The 16,688-nt window shown below is 69.4% G+C and carries 18 protein-coding genes and 1 pseudogene; 9 read left to right on the top strand and 10 right to left on the bottom strand.

Going from position 1 to position 16,688, the window contains the following annotated elements; translation table 11 throughout:
- Positions 1 to 2: 2 nt before the first annotated feature.
- Positions 3 to 770, top strand: coding sequence for an SDR family oxidoreductase (locus ACFSKW_RS38205; protein ID WP_379578389.1), 768 nt, complete (start codon positions 3 to 5; stop codon positions 768 to 770).
- Positions 771 to 1,329: 559 nt separating this feature from the next.
- Here ACFSKW_RS38205 and ACFSKW_RS38210 read toward each other — a convergent pair.
- Positions 1,330 to 1,647, bottom strand: coding sequence for a winged helix-turn-helix transcriptional regulator (locus ACFSKW_RS38210; protein WP_379578390.1), 318 nt, complete (start codon positions 1,645 to 1,647; stop codon positions 1,330 to 1,332).
- A 161-nt stretch (positions 1,648 to 1,808) separates the two neighbouring features.
- Here ACFSKW_RS38210 and ACFSKW_RS38215 point away from each other — a divergent pair, with 161 nt between their 5' ends.
- The 3 genes from ACFSKW_RS38215 to ACFSKW_RS38225 all read left to right on the top strand — a co-directional run bounded on the left by ACFSKW_RS38215 (position 1,809) and on the right by ACFSKW_RS38225 (position 4,427).
- The gene (locus tag ACFSKW_RS38215; RefSeq protein WP_379578392.1) at positions 1,809 to 2,123 is read left to right on the top strand and encodes an alpha/beta fold hydrolase; all 315 of its coding nucleotides are present in this window, start codon (positions 1,809 to 1,811) and stop codon (positions 2,121 to 2,123) included.
- A 251-nt stretch (positions 2,124 to 2,374) separates the two neighbouring features.
- Positions 2,375 to 2,515 carry a hypothetical protein gene (locus ACFSKW_RS38220; protein ID WP_379578393.1) on the top strand — a complete coding sequence of 47 codons (141 nt, stop codon included), beginning with the start codon at positions 2,375 to 2,377 and terminating at the stop codon, positions 2,513 to 2,515.
- Positions 2,516 to 2,792: 277 nt separating this feature from the next.
- Positions 2,793 to 4,427: a PHP domain-containing protein gene (locus ACFSKW_RS38225; RefSeq protein ID WP_379578395.1), complete on the top strand. Its 1,635-nt coding sequence runs from the start codon at positions 2,793 to 2,795 to the stop codon at positions 4,425 to 4,427.
- Positions 4,428 to 5,355: 928 nt separating this feature from the next.
- On the opposite strand, the gene ACFSKW_RS38230 is transcribed toward ACFSKW_RS38225, so the two are convergent.
- The 4 genes from ACFSKW_RS38230 to ACFSKW_RS38245 are packed head-to-tail and all read right to left on the bottom strand — an operon-like array spanning position 5,356 to position 9,790.
- The gene (locus tag ACFSKW_RS38230; protein ID WP_379578397.1) at positions 5,356 to 5,976 is read right to left on the bottom strand and encodes a response regulator; all 621 of its coding nucleotides are present in this window, start codon (positions 5,974 to 5,976) and stop codon (positions 5,356 to 5,358) included.
- Positions 5,973 to 7,181 (bottom strand): sensor histidine kinase, encoded by a 1,209-nt coding sequence (locus ACFSKW_RS38235; RefSeq protein ID WP_379578399.1) that lies wholly within the window; start codon positions 7,179 to 7,181, stop codon positions 5,973 to 5,975. Before ACFSKW_RS38235 ends, ACFSKW_RS38230 begins: the two co-directional genes overlap by 4 nt.
- A gap of 36 nt (positions 7,182 to 7,217) precedes the next feature.
- A complete protein-coding gene (locus ACFSKW_RS38240) occupies positions 7,218 to 9,038 on the bottom strand; it encodes a hypothetical protein (protein ID WP_379578401.1) in 1,821 nt (606 codons plus the stop codon).
- Positions 9,023 to 9,790 (bottom strand): ABC transporter ATP-binding protein, encoded by a 768-nt coding sequence (locus ACFSKW_RS38245; RefSeq protein WP_379578403.1) that lies wholly within the window; start codon positions 9,788 to 9,790, stop codon positions 9,023 to 9,025. The genes ACFSKW_RS38240 and ACFSKW_RS38245 overlap by 16 nt, the downstream gene beginning before the upstream one ends.
- A 377-nt stretch (positions 9,791 to 10,167) precedes the next feature.
- Between ACFSKW_RS38245 and ACFSKW_RS38250 the strand changes: the two genes are divergently transcribed.
- The 3 genes from ACFSKW_RS38250 (at position 10,168) to ACFSKW_RS38260 (ending at position 11,322) form a co-directional block, all read left to right on the top strand.
- Positions 10,168 to 10,557 (top strand): LecA/PA-IL family lectin, encoded by a 390-nt coding sequence (locus ACFSKW_RS38250; protein ID WP_379578404.1) that lies wholly within the window; start codon positions 10,168 to 10,170, stop codon positions 10,555 to 10,557.
- A 93-nt stretch (positions 10,558 to 10,650) separates the two neighbouring features.
- Positions 10,651 to 10,788, top strand: a complete 138-nt coding sequence (locus tag ACFSKW_RS38255) for a hypothetical protein (RefSeq protein WP_379578406.1) — start codon at positions 10,651 to 10,653, stop codon at positions 10,786 to 10,788.
- A 207-nt stretch (positions 10,789 to 10,995) separates the two neighbouring features.
- Positions 10,996 to 11,322, top strand: coding sequence for a hypothetical protein (locus tag ACFSKW_RS38260; RefSeq protein ID WP_379578408.1), 327 nt, complete (start codon positions 10,996 to 10,998; stop codon positions 11,320 to 11,322).
- Between the two features lie 183 nt (positions 11,323 to 11,505).
- On the opposite strand, the gene ACFSKW_RS38265 is transcribed toward ACFSKW_RS38260, so the two are convergent.
- From ACFSKW_RS38265 to ACFSKW_RS38285, 5 genes are all read right to left on the bottom strand, one after another.
- Positions 11,506 to 11,664: a hypothetical protein gene (locus ACFSKW_RS38265; protein ID WP_379578410.1), complete on the bottom strand. Its 159-nt coding sequence runs from the start codon at positions 11,662 to 11,664 to the stop codon at positions 11,506 to 11,508.
- Between the two features lie 264 nt (positions 11,665 to 11,928).
- Positions 11,929 to 13,263, bottom strand: coding sequence for a Dyp-type peroxidase (locus ACFSKW_RS38270; protein ID WP_379578412.1), 1,335 nt, complete (start codon positions 13,261 to 13,263; stop codon positions 11,929 to 11,931).
- 22 nt (positions 13,264 to 13,285) lie between these two features.
- On the bottom strand, positions 13,286 to 14,302 hold the full coding sequence (locus ACFSKW_RS38275) for a hypothetical protein (protein ID WP_379578414.1): 1,017 nt from the start codon (positions 14,300 to 14,302) through the stop codon (positions 13,286 to 13,288).
- A 43-nt stretch (positions 14,303 to 14,345) separates the two neighbouring features.
- Entirely contained in the window at positions 14,346 to 14,879 is a 534-nt protein-coding gene (locus ACFSKW_RS38280) for a hypothetical protein (RefSeq protein ID WP_379578416.1), read from the bottom strand.
- A gap of 142 nt (positions 14,880 to 15,021) precedes the next feature.
- Positions 15,022 to 15,306 (bottom strand): hypothetical protein, encoded by a 285-nt coding sequence (locus ACFSKW_RS38285; RefSeq protein WP_379578418.1) that lies wholly within the window; start codon positions 15,304 to 15,306, stop codon positions 15,022 to 15,024.
- Positions 15,307 to 15,705: 399 nt separating this feature from the next.
- On the opposite strand from ACFSKW_RS38285, the gene ACFSKW_RS38290 reads away from it, so the two are divergent.
- Positions 15,706 to 15,900, top strand: coding sequence for a hypothetical protein (locus tag ACFSKW_RS38290; protein WP_379578420.1), 195 nt, complete (start codon positions 15,706 to 15,708; stop codon positions 15,898 to 15,900).
- A 27-nt stretch (positions 15,901 to 15,927) separates the two neighbouring features.
- Positions 15,928 to 16,661 (top strand): annotated as a pseudogene (locus ACFSKW_RS38295) (SMP-30/gluconolactonase/LRE family protein).
- Positions 16,662 to 16,688 lie beyond the last annotated feature (27 nt).

The raw sequence follows: 16,688 nt of genomic DNA on the forward strand, positions 1-16,688 counted from the left end.
CCATGACCATGACCGCGTTCGTCACCGGCGCCAGCACCGGCTTCGGCGCCGCGATCACCCGCCGCCTCGCGGCCGACGGCGCCCGCGTCGTCGCGTCGGCGCGGAGAGCGGACCTGCTCGTCAAGGTGGCGGCCGACCACCCGGGCACCGTCCACCCGCTCGAACTGGACGTTCGGGACAGGACCGCAGTCGAGCACGCGATCGCCACCCTGCCCGCCGAGTTCGCCGAGATCGACCTGCTGGTCAACAACGCAGGCGTCGCCAAGGGACTGCAACCCGCCCACGACGCCGACCTCGACGATTGGGACCAGATGCTCGACACCAACTGCAGGGGCCTCATGTACTGCACCCGAGCCGTCCTCCCTGGCATGGTGGCACGCGGCCATGGCCATGTGGTCAACGTGGGCTCGGTCGCCGGCACCTATCCCTACCCCGGCGGCAACGTCTACGGCGCGACCAAGGCTTTCGTCCACCAGTTCAGCCAGAACCTGCGGAGTGACCTGCACGGCACAGGCGTCCGCGTCACCTGCGTCGAACCCGGCATGTGCGGGGACACGGAGTTCTCCACCGTACGGTTCAACGGGGATCGGGAGAAGGCCCAGGCCGTCTACGCCGGAATGCGGCCGCTCGGCCCCGCCGACATCGCCGAGGCCGTGTCCTGGGCGGCGTCGCTGCCGGCGCACGTCAACATCAACGTCATCGAGCTCATGCCCGTCGCCCAGAGCTTTGCGCCGTTCCAAGTGCACCGGAACCTGCCGGCCCCGTCTTGATCCGGGCAGGACCGGCGCGTGAGACTCCGCGGCGGGGATATCGACGTATCCAGGGCGAACTTCTCGGCCCCGGGCACCACCGTCCGCGGGTCCTGGCTGTAGCCGGTTTGGGCCCCCGCCCCACGCCGCGCTTCACCGACCTGGCGCTGATTCCTCGTCTCCCATGCGTCCGGCATCGTGGCATGCGACTTCCTCCGCGCGGACACCGTGTTCCTCACACGCCTGTACGTGCTGCTCGTCATGGAGATCGAGACACGACGTTCGACCCTCGCGACGTGGCCGATCTGACGGCCCGGATCCGGCGGACCACGACCGGCCGCCTGATCAATTCGCGGAACCGCGGCTCAGGCCGTACATGCAGGATTCGGCACCTCACGCGGCGTACCGGGAGGACTCGCCGTGGGTGGAGCGGCTTCAGGCGTCGCGGCCCCAGTCGGCCACCAACGGCTGTCCGCTGGGTTCGACTTTCGTCGGTGACGAGAAGCAGCGGTTGCCGGTCAGTTCGGACAGCGTTGGATTCCAGTACCCGCCAGTGATGTCGGTGGGAAATGACAGCGCATCAGGGATGTGAATCGGCTGAGCTGTCGTAGGTTCGGCGGGCTGCGGTGATGGCAGGGGCGGCGAGACGGGCCCAGTCCGTGAGCGCTTCCAGGGGCTCGCGTATGTCTTCGATCAACGATGTGGTGGCGTACTCGACTCGTGGCGGGGAATCCGGGTACACGGTTCGGGTGATGAGCCCGTTGCGTTCGAGATCGCGCAAGCTCACGGTCAGCATGCGACGGCTGATGCCCGTGATCGCGCGTTCCAGTTGGGTGAAGCGGCGTGGGCCTTCGCCGAGTTCGACCAGTACCTGAGCGCTCCACTTGCCGCCGATCAAGGCCAGGACCTCGGGGAGCGGGCAATCGTCAGGGGCATGCGCCCAGCCGCCTGACCTGCCTGGTGGCCGGCGGGTTCGATCCCATCGACGGCTTCCGCTCGGCGGTCGGTCCTACGCTGCGCCTGCTCGGCCTGCCCGCCGACACCGACGCGTAACAGCTGATGAAGCAAGGCGCCGCTGCCGATCCGTATCAGGCCGCCCTGATTGAGGCGGGTGATCCTGCCGGTTTCCGCGCCAATTATGAGGCGTTCTCTCGTGAGCCTGGGCTCCACCAGGAACTCGCCGATTCCGGCGTGCCGACGCTGCTGTACGCGGGCACGGCCGACCCTTGGCACGAGCCGATGCGGGCCTTCGCCGAGCGCTCAGGCGCGAACTTCTTGTCCATCTCCGACGCGGATCACAAGGGCTGCTGGGACAGATCGACCGACGTGCTGCCGACGGTGCTGTCGTTCCTGGCGACAGCTGGTATGCCTTGAGCAAGGCCACGCCTCTGGCGACGCTCAGCTGATCTGCGGCTGGGCTCGCCTGTCCACCGTGCTGCCGTTCTTTCTCGGCACGGGGGATTGGCCACTGCGCGTCTCGCGTTAAGATCGTTCGTCCTCGGCTTCGCCTGCGGGCGCTGCACCGCGCCCATGGAGATTCGCTCGACGTCCCCCTCGTGGTTGCCCGCGGTGATGCGTGGCGCGTAGAACTCCAGGAAATAGCGCAGGTCCATGGTCTTCACCGCGTGCGGCAGGAAATCCTGCGCCGATTTCCGCGGCATTTCGACGTGCTCGGCGGGACGTCGGTCACGGTGACCGCGCCCGAGTTCGACCTGGTGCTCACGGGGCCGAACGGGTTCCGCCGGGGACTGCGCGGCTCGTCCTGAGACCTCCGCGGCTGCAGAACGGCGGACCCGCGGGCGGTCACGCTCGAGACCGAGAACCTCACCGGACACATCGTTCACGTGCGCATCGCCGGCGACCCACTCACCGTTCACCCGGACCGGCCCGAAACCGTCACGATCCGCTGCGAGGATGCGCACGGCTGGTAGGAGGTGTCGACCACCTGCCCTGAGGATCCCACTTCCTCCGCCGGCTCATGGGCCACATCGAGAACGGCGCTTCCAGCATCTCCGAATGAAGCACTCCAGGAAGGTATCCCCCATGTGCCGCAATGCCGCTCACTCCCATGAGCATGCCCACGTTCCCGAAGGCACGGCCGCGTTCGCGGACTTGTCGGTGCCGGAGAACGAGCTGTCGCCCGGCGACCTCAGCCGACGCCGCTTCCTGCTGAACAGCGGCCTGCTCGGCGCCGCCACCCTGGGGGTGACCGCCCTGGGTGGGCTCGCCGCCGCGCGCCCCGCCGCCGCCACCACCGGGGGCTCGCGCTACTACCAGTGGCTCGCCGGCGACCACCACGTGCACACGCAGTACAGCTACGACGGCATGTACACCATCGAGCAGCAGGCCGCGGGCGCCATCAAGCACGGTCGCGTGGACTGGCTGGTCATCACCGACCACGGGCACGCCGCGCATGAGAAGTTCGCGGTCGAGTCCACCTACGCCGACATCGTCGCCTCCCGCGCCAGGCACCCGGAGCTGCTGCTGTGGCAGGGGCTGGAGTGGAACGTCCCCGGAGGCGAGCACGCCACGGTGTTCTTCGACGGCGCCCGCGACGAGATCCAACTGCTGCGCGCTTTCGAGCGGCTCTTCGACTCCAGGATCAACGGCACCGGCGCGAGCACCCCGGCCAACGAGGCCAAGGCCCTGGAGGCGCTCGGCTGGCTCGAGACCGCCCTACAGACGGGCTCGGCCGACTCCGCCCTGTTCCTGATCAACCACGTGATGCGGCGCGGCCGGTTCTCGCCGCGCGACCTACGGGCCTTCCGCGACGCGGCCCCGGGCATCGCTGTCGGCATGGAGGGCGCGCCCGGCGCCCAGAACGAGCCCAGGGCCCGCGGTGACTTCAACAACACGGCGGACGCGAACTCGTGGACCGGCTGGCGGCCCGAGCACTATCCCACCTACGGCGGCTTCGACTCGATGACCGGCATCCTGGGCGGCATGTGGGACTCGATGCTCGCCGAGGGCAAGGGCTGGTGGATCACCGCCAACTCCGACGGCCACTTCTACAACAACGACACGACCGTCGAGCCCCAGCGGCCCGGCGACTGGTACGACCAGCACGGGAAGTACCCGGACCCGATCGACGGAGGCGTCCCGATCAGGCACGCCGACTTCTGGCCAGGCCAGTTCAGCAGGACCGTCGTCGGCGCGGCCTCGCGCAGCCACGGCGCGGTCATGGAGGCACTCAAGGCCGGTCGTGTCTGGGTGTCGATGGGCGGACTGATCGACGGCCTGCACGTCGACGCGCACGCCCCCGGCAACGCCCCGGCCACCCTCGGCGGCCGGTTGTCGGTGCGCCGCGGCGACGACGTCACCGTCACCATCTCCGTCGACCTGGCGGGTCGCCCCAACGCCAACGACGACGTGCCCCGTCTGGCCAGACTGGACCTGATCCGGGGAGCCGTCACGGGTTCCGCCGCGGACCCCGACACCTTCACCGCCCCGGACGTGCGGATAGTCGAGTCGTTCACGCCGCGCGGCAGAGGCCGGGTCGCCGAGTTCCACTACAGGTTCCGCGACGTCCGTGAGCCGTTCTACTTCCGGCTGCGCGGCACCGACGGCAAGCGCAGCGCGGCCGGGGATCTTGAGCCGGCCGCCGACACGGGTCCCAACGAGAACCCCTGGAACGACCTGTGGTTCTATGCCAACCCGGTCTTCGTGGACGTGCTGTGACCGCTCGACCGGTGCCCGCCTGGTTCACCGCCGCCAAGCTCGGGATCTTCCTCGGGGTGCCGGTAAGAGCTGATCCACAGTAACCAGGAGCTCCTGGGAGAGTCGACACAGAAGCTGTTAACGAGCAACCCGACCTGCGCGAACGCGCCTCTCACTCGTTATCACCCAGCGAACGTCTGGCTCATCCCTCGCTGCCCAGACCGAAACCCGGCGCCGCCGCGGGCGCGCCGCCGCCGCCATTCCGCCGCTGACTGCGATCCCGGCCAACCGCACAGCACATCGCCGGCCACAAGGTCACGCACGCCTGGCGACCGGTCCGTGATGCACCCGTAGTGGCCCATCTCCACGGCCGCCGCACATGCTCGGATTCCGAGCATGTGCGGCGCCCCCGAGCCTGTGTTCGGTGATCTTGGCGATGGCCGCGCTGCCGGGTTGCCGTGGCGCAGGCGGTGCGGGTGTTCTTGTGCCGGGTCTTGTCCATGATCAGCTGCAAGGGGGCTTCTGGGTCGCCGAGACGGGTGGCCCCTGAGTGGCGCCGTTGGTGGAGGCCGAGCCCGGCGTAGGCGTTGAGCAGGACGTGGGCGCGGTCGTGGCCGAGGCCCGGGCCGGCGTGGGGCAGATGTCGGGGGCCGGAGGACTGCGGGTTCCGGTCGTCTTTGTTCATCGGTGCGCCCTCGCTCCGTCCGCCTCGGGGTAGCGGCCGCAGTGCCCGCACTGGCCGGCCGGTGCCGCCCTGGTGGGCGTGCTCGTTGCTGCGGGCCTCGCGCTCGATCAGGCGGGCAAGCCATCGCACCTGTCCGGGCTGTGGCCACACCGCGTTGGCACGGCCGGTGTCGGCCTGTTGACAAGGTCGGCTCCACCAGCCGCCATCTGCGGCGTTCCTGCAGGTAGGCGGAGGTGTGCTCGGTAAAGGCGGGCTGTTGGTCGACTAACTGAGCAAACCTCGTCGATAACCCTCGCCGACGGCGGCGGCGCGGTCGCGGACGCCGAGTTTGTCGTAGATGTGCAGCAGGTGGGTCTTGATGCTGGCCTCGCTGATGAAGAGCTTGGCGGCCGCCTGGCGATTGGAGGCGCCGTCGGCGACGAGGGCGAGGACCTGGAGTTCGCGGTCGGTAAGGGCAGCCTTGACTGGTCTGCGAACCTGGCCCATCAGGCGGCCGGCGACGGAGGGGGACAGGACCGGCTCGCCGGCAGCTGCGGCGCGGACGGCGCGCAGGAGTTCGTCGGTGGGGGCGTCTTTGAGGAGGTAGCCGGTGGCGCCGGCTTCGATGGCGGGCAGGACGTCGGAGTCGCCGTCGAAGGTGGTCAGGACGAGGGTCTTGATGTGGGGATGGGAGTGGCGCAGCGCGGTGATGGCGGTGACGCCGTCCATTTCGGGCATGCGCAGGTCCATGAGGACGATGTCGACCTCGAGTGCGGCGGCGCGGTCGATGCCTTCGCGGCCGTTGGCGGCTTCGCCGGCGACGTGGATGTCGGGTTCGGCTTCGAAGGCGGCGCGCAGGCCGTCGCGGACGATGGGGTGGTCGTCGACGATGAGGAGGCGGATCACCGGGGGTTTCCTTGGAGCGCGGGGACGGTGGCGCTGACGGCGGTGCCCTCGCCGGGCGTGCTCTCGATTTCGAGGGAGCCGCCGACGCCGCGTACGCGTTGTCTCATGCTGCTGAGCCCGAATCCTTTGCTGTCGGGGTTGTGGATGCCGGTGCCGTCATCGCGGATGTCGAGGAGGACGACAGCGCCGGTGTAGGAGAGGGTGAGGCCGGCGCGGGTGGCGCCCGCGTGTTTGGCGACGTTGGCGAGGGCTTCCTGGGCGACGCGGAAGAGGGTGACCTCGATGGCGGGGCTGAGGGGGACGCGGTCGCCGGTCACTTCGACGTGCAGGTCGACGCCGGTGGTCTGGGTCCAGTTGCGGGCCAGGGTGGCCATGGCTTCGGGGAGGTGGGCGTCCTCGAGCTGGTGGGGCTGGAGAGCGGAGACGGAGCGGCGGGCTTCGGTGAGGCTGTCCTGGGCGAGGTTGAGCGCGAGCTCGAGGTGGGTGTGGGAGTCCTCGACGCGTTGGGCGGCGCGTAGCTGGGTGATGATGCCGGTGAGGCCTTGGGCGAGGGTGTCGTGGATCTCGCGTGCCATGCGCTGGCGTTCGTCGAGGATGCCGGCCTGGTGGGCTTGGGTGAGGAGCTGGGCGTGGAGGTCGGCGTTCTCCTCCAGGGCGGTCTGAAGGTCGCTGACTGCTTTCCGGTATTTGCGCTGCCGGTCCTCGATCCTGATGCCGGCGATGTGGCCGCCGCCGATGGCGATGGTCTGCACGGCGACGATCGCCAGGTGGAAGGCGATGAGCTGGATGGTGGCCTGAGCCCAGTCGAGCGCCGAGCCGTACAGGACGAAGGAGGTGGCGGCGACGGCGGCGAAGGTCCACCTGGAGGGAGCGAAGTTGGCGGCGAGGAAGAAGCCGGAGATGCAGTAGATGATGAAGATGGGGTCGTGGAAGGTCAGCAGCGCGGCGGTGGCCAGGACGCCGGCGAAGTGAACGGTGACGGCGACCCTCCGTCGGCGCACGGCGGCGGGAAGGAGGGTGTGGGCGCCGAGAATCCAGGCGAGGGCCAGGGCGGTGAGCGCGAGGGTGCGGGGGATCCCGCCTTCGGGCTGGTCGGGTGAGGCCAGGCTGATGGCGAGGGAAGCGGCGAGGGTGATGTAGGGGACGATCTCGACGACGCGCTCGAAGCGTCGTTCCCAGGTGGAAAGCGGGAAGGGGTCGTTCATCCGGGGCGTGCCCCTCCTCTCGGGTACGGACGGGTTTCACCTGGTGATGGCCGACGAGGATGAGGATAGGCGCATGGGGATCAGGATGGCGTAGCCGTACATGAGCAGCCCAAGGGCGATCATGAAGATGATGGTGGGCCATTGCCAGATCGGCGGGAGATGAAGGGCGAGGAACCATACGCGGTCCTCGATGCCGACGATCTTCATGACCATGGGCGCGACTCCCTGAGGGAACAGGGGAAGCCAGGCGATGGTGTAGGTGATCGTGACGCCGATGCGGTGCCGGATGGGGAGGTCCGCGGTGGTGGGTTTGTCGGCCTGTGGTGCCGGGCCGTGCTTCATGAGGTTGAGCAGATCGATCCCGTGGTTCTCGAGTGCGCGGTAGGCGATCTTGCCGAGTCCCCAGGCACTGAGGGCGCCGGTCAGCACACCGGTGGCGATGCCGGCCCAGGGGTGAAGGAGGACGGCGCCGGCCGCGGGCAGGGCGGTGGCGGGGACCGCGACGAGCACGAGCCAGGCGAGGCTGGTTTCGGCGGTTTCGTCGGCGCCGGTGCTGAGCGGGTTGCCGCCGCGCTTGTGGGGGTCGGTGCCGGGGACGAGCGAGGTGACGGCGAGCAGGACGATGACCCCGGCGCCGCCGCCGAGGAGGGCGGGGAGCAGGCCGAGTACCCACGGCCAGGCCCAGGCCTGGCCGCTGACGAGGGTGCCGGCCAGGGAGAGGACCACTGCGGCTGGGCCGACGATGAGGAGCCAGGCCAGTTGGCGTCCGCGGACGTCGGCGCGTTCCGCGCCGGGGCTCATGAGGGTGAGCCAGAGGGCGGTTCCGTCGGCGCCGTAGAGGTTGGCCGAGGACGCGGCGGCCATCACGATCGCGATGAGTCCCGCGAAGGGGACCATGATCCAAGCGTCGATGGTGACGAGCAGGAGGGGGGTGACGATGGCGTAGGAGAAGGCGGTAGCGAGGAGCTGGATGCGGACGAGGTCGCGCCACCAGGCGCGCAGTTCCTTGGCGGCGGCGATGCGGGCACCGCTGGTGCTGGGGAAGGGGCGGGGCGTGCCGCGGCGGGGCGGCACACCGCCGCGTGCGGCCGAGACGACGCGCCGCGACAGCAGGCCGGCCCAGGCGGCCAGGAGGAGGGCGATCACGCCGGCGTTGGCGGCGAGGATGGCGAGGGCGAGGGGCCAGGGGGCTTCGACGGCGGCCACGCCCCATCCGGAGGGCAGGACGCGGACGAGGACCTGGGACCAGGCGGCGGTGTCGGTGCCGCCCAGAGCTGCGACGGGTGCCCAGCCGTTGCTGCACAGGGCGATGGCGGTGCCGGTCACGATGCCGACGGCGGCCGCGGTGGCGCGGGATCTGACGAACAGCCCGATGAGCGCCACGATGACGCGAGAGATCATCACCATGGTGATGAGCGTGGTGACGGCCGCTGCCAGGCCGATGAGCACTCCGGCCGGGCCGAAGCGCCAGCCGTACACGGGCAGGGACAGCAGGGCGATGAGATTGACCGCGGGCGCGGGGCCCGCGAAAGCTCCGGCGAGCAGTGCCGCCGCGATCCGGCCTGGCTTGGCCGGGAGCATGGAGAAGTACTCGGGGCGGAGGGCCTCGCTGCCGCCCCCGATGAAGATGGGGCCGAAGATCCAGCCGGTGAGCCATACGGCCAGGGTGAGGGGCAGGTAGGCGGGCCACAGGACGGCGACGGCGATCGTTCCGAAGGCCAGGATCAGCCCGAGCGAGACGCCGGTGTAGAGGTTGGAGGCGTTGTCGCCGCGCAGGGAGTGGCGCATGAGTGCCAGCCGCATGCGGATCATGTGCTGTGCCAGGGCGGCCGGGCCGGGGGTCAGGAGGTGAGCCATGCCAGCCCCTCCGTTCCTCCGGCGCGGGCGCCGACGAGGTCGACGAAGGCGTCCTCCAGGGTTCCGGCGCCGCGAACGTCGGCCAGCGGTCCGGCGGCCACGACGCGGCCGTCGGAGATGACGCCCACGTGATCGCAGAGTTGCTCGACGAGGGCCATGACGTGGCTGGAGATGATCACGGAGCCGCCGTTGCCTGCGAACCTGCGCAGGATGGTCCTGATCGTGGCTGCGGAGACGGGGTCGACGGCCTCGAAGGGCTCGTCCAGGACGAGCAGGCGGGGCGCGTGCAGGAGAGCGACGGCCAGACCGATCTTCTTGCGCATGCCGGTGGAGTATTCGATGACCAGGGTCCGCTCGGCGGAGTCGAGTTCGAGGATCTGGAGGAGTTCGTCGGTGCGCTCGGCGACGACGGCGGGGGGCAGGCCACGCAGCAGGCCGAGGTAGGCGAGGACCTCGCGGCCGGTGAGCCGTTCCGGCATGGCGTTGCCGTCGGGCAGCACGCCGATCAGTCCCTTGGCCTGGACGGTGTCGCGCCAGACGTCCACGCCGAAGATCTCGGCGCTGCCGGCGTCGGGGCGGAGCAGGCCGACGGCCATGGCCAGGGTGGTGGTCTTGCCGGCGCCGTTGGGGCCGACCAGGCCGTAGAAGGATCCGGCGGGGACGGTGAGGTGGATGTCGTCGACGGCCAGGTGGTCGCCGAAGGCTTTGCGGAGTCCGGTGGCGCGGAGGGCGGGCTCCCGGTGTGTTGACATGCCTTGAGAATCGCGCGGGGGTGGAGGGCGGCGGATCGTCCGACCGGGGAGCGGGATGGTGGATTCCGGCATCAACCGATCGGTTGATGCCGGGAGGGGCGGCTGGTGCGTGTGACGGATCACAGCACGACTGTCCACTGTCGCCACGCTTCACACATGTGAAACCGTCAAGGGCTGGGCCTCAGTTCTTCTGCTTCTGTGTGTTCCGCCCCGGGAAGTTCCGGCCCGTCGCAACGGCCACGTCCGTCCCCGTATGGCCACGGTCAGGCGGCCTCTAGCTCTCTGTACACGCCGCCGCCGACGCGTTTGATGTCATCGCCGAGACGAAACATACAGTGATGGCATGGAAGCATTATGTAACTATCGGAGGTGTTGGCATGAATGAATTCATTGTCGTGACGGTCCCCGCGAAGGTGGAGGGCGGGGTGAAGTCCGGCATTACAGTGCAGCGCGACGAGGTCATCACCGTCTCGGCGAGCGGGCGGGCGTCCTACAACGGGGGTGTGACGTATCCCGACGGGACCCGGTTCATCGAGGGCAAGTACTCCGGGGCGTACATGGCGCCGGGACTCCTCCTGCCGGGAGCCCCGGCCGGCGCGCTGATCGCCCGTGTCGGTTCGGGTCCGTGGCTTGCGGTCGGCTCCTGCCAGACCTTCCGTGCGCAGGACGCCGGCGAGGTGACCGTCGCGTACAACGACAAGCCCGGACAGTACGGTGACAACGCAGGCGAGTACGTCGCGACGATCGAAAACCACGGCAAGATCTAGCCGGCCATGGCCGAGCGGCAGGTCCCGGACCACTCCGCGTGATCCGGGATCTTGTCGCTGAATGGGCGCTTCAGGCGGTCATTTCCTCGCGCGTTGGACGGGCACCAGTACTACTACTCCGTCGACCTGCTCAACGGCATCCGCACCGAGATCGCCCCCGCCGACCACTCGGCGGTGTTGCGCTTCACCTTCCCCGACGGCCAGTCAACCGCTCGCGGGGGGAAGGCATGATCTACACGAGTCGTGGTGAGGGAACGTTCGCAGGCCCGCGCGAGATACAGCGTGAAGCACGTGAAGGCTGGCGCTCCCATCCTGACACCGATGCTTGATCGCCCGAGTGGCAGCCGCCCGACAGTCACGCCGCCGCAGCTCACCGCTGGCGTGCGCTTGTCTCGGCCTTGGTGGACAGTGCACAGTGGCCGGCCGCAGCCTGGAAGCGTGGACGAAGTCGAGTGGGATCGGCTCGTCGCCAAGGCCACCGCCGATGCCGCCGAGTTGCTGGCGTACGCGCGCCGCGAGCGCGTTCGGCGTGCGCGGGCCGGTGAGGATGTCGCGTGGCTGGATGAGGTGGTCCAGGCGCTGGAGCCGCTGGGCGACTTGGCGACCTTGCGGGCGATCGGCGTGGTCGCCATTCGGCACGGCGGTGGGCCGTATCCGGCTGAGGATCTGGCCGCCATCGCGGGTGCGGACGTCGACAGCGTCAGGCGGGTGCTGGCGTGGATGGTCGCGGACGGTTTCGCTTTCCCGGCAGAGCGGCCGCCGTGAAACGCCGTGTGATAGGTGAACCCGGGCCAGGCCGACGCACCGCGACCTGAGAGATCAGGGGATTCTGTACGCGCCTGTGGGGCCGTACATGACCAACAGGCCTGCGCATCCAGGTGATGCGCAGGCCTGTGATGTGATCGGTAGAGGCGTGTCCGGGGCTGAGTTGAGCAGTCCCGGGCACGCTTACAGCGGCTCGATGCGTCCGCCGACCACCTCCTCACGGGCGGCGATGGCGTGGCCGTCGCAGACCGGCGCCTGGGTTCCTTCGGCGTCGGCGAGGCGGTGGGTGACGGGCTCGGCGCACGGGCTGTGTCGCGGTTGTAGCCCCAGGTGCGGCCGCACCCGGCGGCCTTGCATCGGGTGGTGCCGCCGCTGGAGGTGAGGGTGTTGCCGTGCTCGGGGCACATGTCACCACGACGGCGGAGCGGCGGTGATCTTTCACCTCAGCACGGACAGGTCAGCGCTTCGTGGCGCACCGGGGGTGGTGCCACGTTCGTCAATGGCACCCGTGTTCCCGGTGACCGCGTTGAATGGCAGATGCAGCGCATCCGTCAGACCATGCACCCCCGATGGCTAGCGTGTCCGGTAGGCGTCCGCCGCGGCGCGTCAGTCTTCGAGATCGCCCAGCCAGCGCAGGGCGCTCAGCCCTGGCATGAAGCAGTACTCGCCGCCGCGCGTGACGACGAACCGCGGCAGCGGTGGCAGGCGTCGCGGTACCGGCCGCCGGGGGATCGTGAACTCGCCGGTACCGTCGCCGGCCCCGACTATCGGATCTCTGGCGTCCCCGGCGCCGAAGAAGACGCCGTCGTTCATCCACTGGGACTGGACGAACTCGAACTGTCGCCCGAGGTGTGCTCCGATGAAGGTGAACATCAGACCGCGGTCGGACCCGTCGTCCTCCAGGACCCCCTCGGGCAGCGGCGGGCCGTACACGGTGCCGCGTCTGATCATCCGGTGCAGCCTCGGCGCCCCCGCGACCGCGGCGTCGCGGGGGTTGGCCCGGCGGATGTGGCAGCCGGGAGGGGTCGTGAATCCCGCCGGATCGTCCTGTTCATAGAGGAAACGGTTGTTGCGGTGTGGGTCGGCGCCGAGGACGGGGTCGTCGCGCAGCGGGCTGAGCGCCAACGGAGCGCCGCTGCGCCAGCGTCCTATGAGCTTGGCCGCGAGCAGCTCCTCGTCCTCGGGGCCGGCGGAGCTGTCTTTGAGGTACCGCCGGAAGGCGGCGACCCGCTGGTGGAGCTTGCGGAAGGCCACGTAGGTGCCGTTGCGTCCCAGCACCTCGGGCTGCGGGGTCTGGACGCCGCCGAGCTCGTCGCGGTAGCCGAGCACGAACTCTCCGGCCTTGAGCGGCGCTTCCAGGGGGTTCGACCCGGCGATGCCGCTGCCTTCGACGGCCGGGTGGCTGATGCCGTCACGGTAGCCGAAGGGCTCGGTCTCGGTCGGCAGCGCGTAGCAGTCCTGCCGCCAGATCTGGACCACACCGTGGAGGTGCCGGAACGCCGGGCGGGCACGATCGACGGCCGCTTCGAGTTGGGCGCCGTCCGGCGCGAGCGCCACCAGCACCACGTGGACGTCGGGCGTGCCCAGCGGTGGTTCCCAGTTGTCGGGGCCGCTCTGTCCAGAGTCGCCCAGCGTGTTCGCCCGTGCGGCCATTCCCTGCCGGAACTCCCAGGCGAACGTGTCAAGCGACTCCTGCGGCACGCCCAGCGCTCTGAGGCCCTGATAGGTGAGCGCGATGCTCACCCAGGTCTCGCCCAGGGGACTCATCGAGTCGGTGGCCGCGGTCACCACCTCGCTCGCGCGCCGCATCAGCTCCCGCCCGTGCGCGCGGTCGTCGATCCGGAACAGGATGTAGGTCGCCGCGTACGGGGTCGGCCGAGGGCTGAGGACCCCGCGCTGGATGTCGTCGAGTTCGAGCGTGGCATAGGTCTGCTCGATCACGGATGACCACCTTTCTGCGGCACTACTTGGACGTGACGATGTTTCTCCAGAAGTTGCGCAGGCTCTCGTCACCTCCGAACAGCGAGCTGAAGATCGTGGAGTCCGCCAGGAGTACGTCGCCGCCCCGCTCACCGGCCGGGGGCATCCACAGGAACATGTTGAACTCGGTGTTCCCTGCCTCGGTGAAGGGGTGCGGCCTGGACATGTCGATCGGTTGCCTGCCCAGGACTTGGATGACGTTCGGATCGTCGGTGGTCACCGCGTAGTGGGGGAGGTGCATGTGGAAGTTGAAGCTGGTCACGCCTTCCAGCCATCCCTTGGTGTCCAGATCCCGGGCGATGGACAGCGGGGCGATCTTGCCCGGGCTCTGTGTCGCGGGGCGCAGCCCGTAGCGGTTCTCCACCGGCACGCCGAGCCCCTGCATCAAGGAGCGGGTGTACCTGCCGAACTGCTGCTGGCGCGGGACCAGGAGGTCGCCGTGATGGCGGTACTCCATATCGCGCACGGCGAGGTCGTCAGAGGCCCCGACGTCGTGATGCGGCCCCAGGACCAGGCAGGTTCCCTCCCGGTCGACGAACTGCCGCAACGCCTCGATCTCCTCGGGCGCGGCCTCCTGCCCGGTGATCAGGTGATCCAGCCCGAACACGAACAAGGTGTCGGTGTCCGCCAGCACCCGCTCATCAAGCGGGGTGCGGAAACCGGCCTGATCGATGCGCTGGTACACGGGTACCGGGTGTCCGGTGGTCTCCTCGACGAACTGCTGGAACGGCACCCAGGCCCAGAAGAACAGCTCCAGCGTCCCGGCGATGCCCTGCTGGAACCGCATCGGGTCGGACCACTTCGGGTCCTCGTACGCGGGCCAGGCCACGCGCCGGACCTCGGTCATGGTGGAGAACCGGTTGTCGAGCTCGGCCGGGTTCCGGCCGGCCTCGGCCGGGTAGCTCCACGCGACGTAGATGCTCACGCGTCGGCGTCCGGGGGTGTACTCGCGCGGCACATGGTTCTGGTTGTAGGTACGTGCGGTTCTGAACTCGCTCATCTCGTCTCCATTGACGGGGCGGCGGGCGGGTGGTGGCCCGGCCTCACTGCAGTTGGTCGAGCATCTCCGACAGGGCGCGCTTGATCCGGAGCGCTTTCTTGATCTCGTCCGAGGTGACGTACGGATACTCTCCGTACTCGATGAAGCTCGGGCACTGGTGCTCGCGGACGAACCTGATGAACGCCTCGGGGTTCGTCCTCCAGTCCTCGGGGAACCCTTCGAGGTTCTCGAAGGCGGTGCTCACGCCCGACTTGGTGAACAGCGCGATGGCGTCTTCGGTGTACTTGTCGAAGTCGGTGTCGAAGATGCCCTGGTACATGAAACGGGTGTCGTCGTCGAAGAGCACCCAGCGCAGGTAGTGCAGTTTCAGCGGCGCGAGCAGATCCGGGTCGGCTTCCAGCGCCTTGGCCAGCGCGTGGCCGTAGTTGCGGATCGCCTCGGCCCGGCCGGGCTTGACCTTGGCGATGACGGTGAACCCGTAACAGGCCGGGGTCCTCGGAAAGACGGGGCCGTATTTCCCCTGTTCGAGGTGGTCGGCTTCCTTGGGAATGACGACTGCCTGTGGCTTGATCTCCATGCTTCTTCTCCCTCCGTTACCAGTCAGTGGGGGGGAATGCGCCAGAGCAGCTAATTGAAAATTACCCCAGACGGTCATAAATCGGACATAAGTGCGTCGGGGTCGCCGCGTCCGGTGCGTCGCGTCCACGCGGTGAACGACATCAGTCCGCGAGGACGTCGACCAGGAACTCGTCGGCGATCCAGCGGTTGTCTGCCGCCGCTGACGACGACCTGGCCGCGGAGTGTTCCTCCTCATCGCGCGGCGTCGCCGTACAGGAGGTCCGCCGGTGGAAGGCGCTCAGCCAGGCGGCCGAACGCGAGGAGGGCGACGCACTCTCCCGCGTCGCGGCGAGCGGCCTGACGCGCACGCCGGCGGGGGCGCTGACCGGACTCAGGCGCGAGAAGCCCGACGTCGTCCTGCTGGGTGCGCTGGGCGGCCTCGGCATCCCGGTGGGGACGGTCGCGTCCCGGCTTACGGGTACCTCGTCGTCGACACCACCGAGGACGGCCAGGTCGGGTTCGACGGCGCCACCATCGTCGGAAATCTGTTCGCGCTCTGGACGGGCGAGGGCTCCCCGACCCGCCAGGGCTGCACCGCCCTCAGCTCCACCAAGGGCGAGACTCGCATCAACACAGCCAGGGGCCGGCTGATTTGCCTGGAGACCTCCGAGGCGCGGACCGCCCTGCTCAAGGTCAAGTCGTTCCTCGACGGCACCGTGGCCGCCCGTGCCGTCGTCTGGGAAACGCAGCCATGACGGCTCTGACCTGTGGTTTGACGGAGTCCGTCTCCGCAGGCAAGATCGCGTCGTGTATTTGTCCGCCTGCTCTATCTGATCGCGCTTCGAGTGTTCGGCTGGCTGTGGACGGTGCGGCAGGCCCGCGACCTCGCCGACGCCGCGGCGTGGGGCCTGTCCGTGCGCGCCGGCATGCGCACCGGCACCGGGCTGACCCTGGACGGCGGCGCCTCCGCCATCCAGGCCGGGGCGCTGCTCAGGCCGGGTCCGCGTGCGGCTCTCGGCCTCCCGCCCCTGGACGGCTGACCATGCCGGTCCGTCGACTGACCGCCGATGTGGCGTTCGCGGCCGAGGCCGAGCTCGGGGAAGGGCCCTGCTGGGACGCCCGGCGCGGCGCTGATCTGGCTCGAGCTCACCACGGGGCTGGTCCACCGGTGGAACCCCGTCAGCGGTGACGACGCGCCGGTCGGCTCGACGGTCCCGGTCGGCGCCGCCGTACCGCGTTCTGGCGGTGGTCCGGTCGCGGCCACAGCCGAAGGCTTCGCCGACCAGGGCCGGCGGCCCTTGCCGAGCCCCGTCCTGGCCGCGGGCGAGCGCTGCAACGACGGCAAGTGCGACCCGCAGGGCCGGTTCTGGGCCGGCACCGCGACACCCGGCCGTCCCGGCGCGGCCACGCTGTACCTGCTGGACCATGACCACACGATCACCTCGGTGATCACGGATGTCACGGTCTCGAACGGGCTCGGCTGGAGCCCCGACGGATCCCTGCTGTTCTACGTGGACACCACGGCCGGACGGACGTCTGCGCTCTCGACCCGTCCGGCCGCCCCCGAAGGCGGCGAGCCCTCATCGCGATCAGCGCGGGCAGGCCGGATGGCCTGACGGTCGACGACTCGGGCGCGATCTGGGTCGCCCTGTGGGACGGCGCAGCCGTGCACCGCTACACGCCGGACGGCCGCCTCGACACGGTTGTGGACGTCCCGGCCAACAACGTGCGCCGACGAGACCGGCTTTGCGGAGTCCTCCACGAATCGCGGTCGGGCTCGGCGAGCAGACCGCGCTCGTGATAGTGGCGGATGGCTTTGATGGTCACG

It is taken from the genome of Nonomuraea mangrovi (assembly GCF_042681425.1).
GTDB classification, from domain to species: domain Bacteria; phylum Actinomycetota; class Actinomycetes; order Streptosporangiales; family Streptosporangiaceae; genus Nonomuraea; species Nonomuraea mangrovi.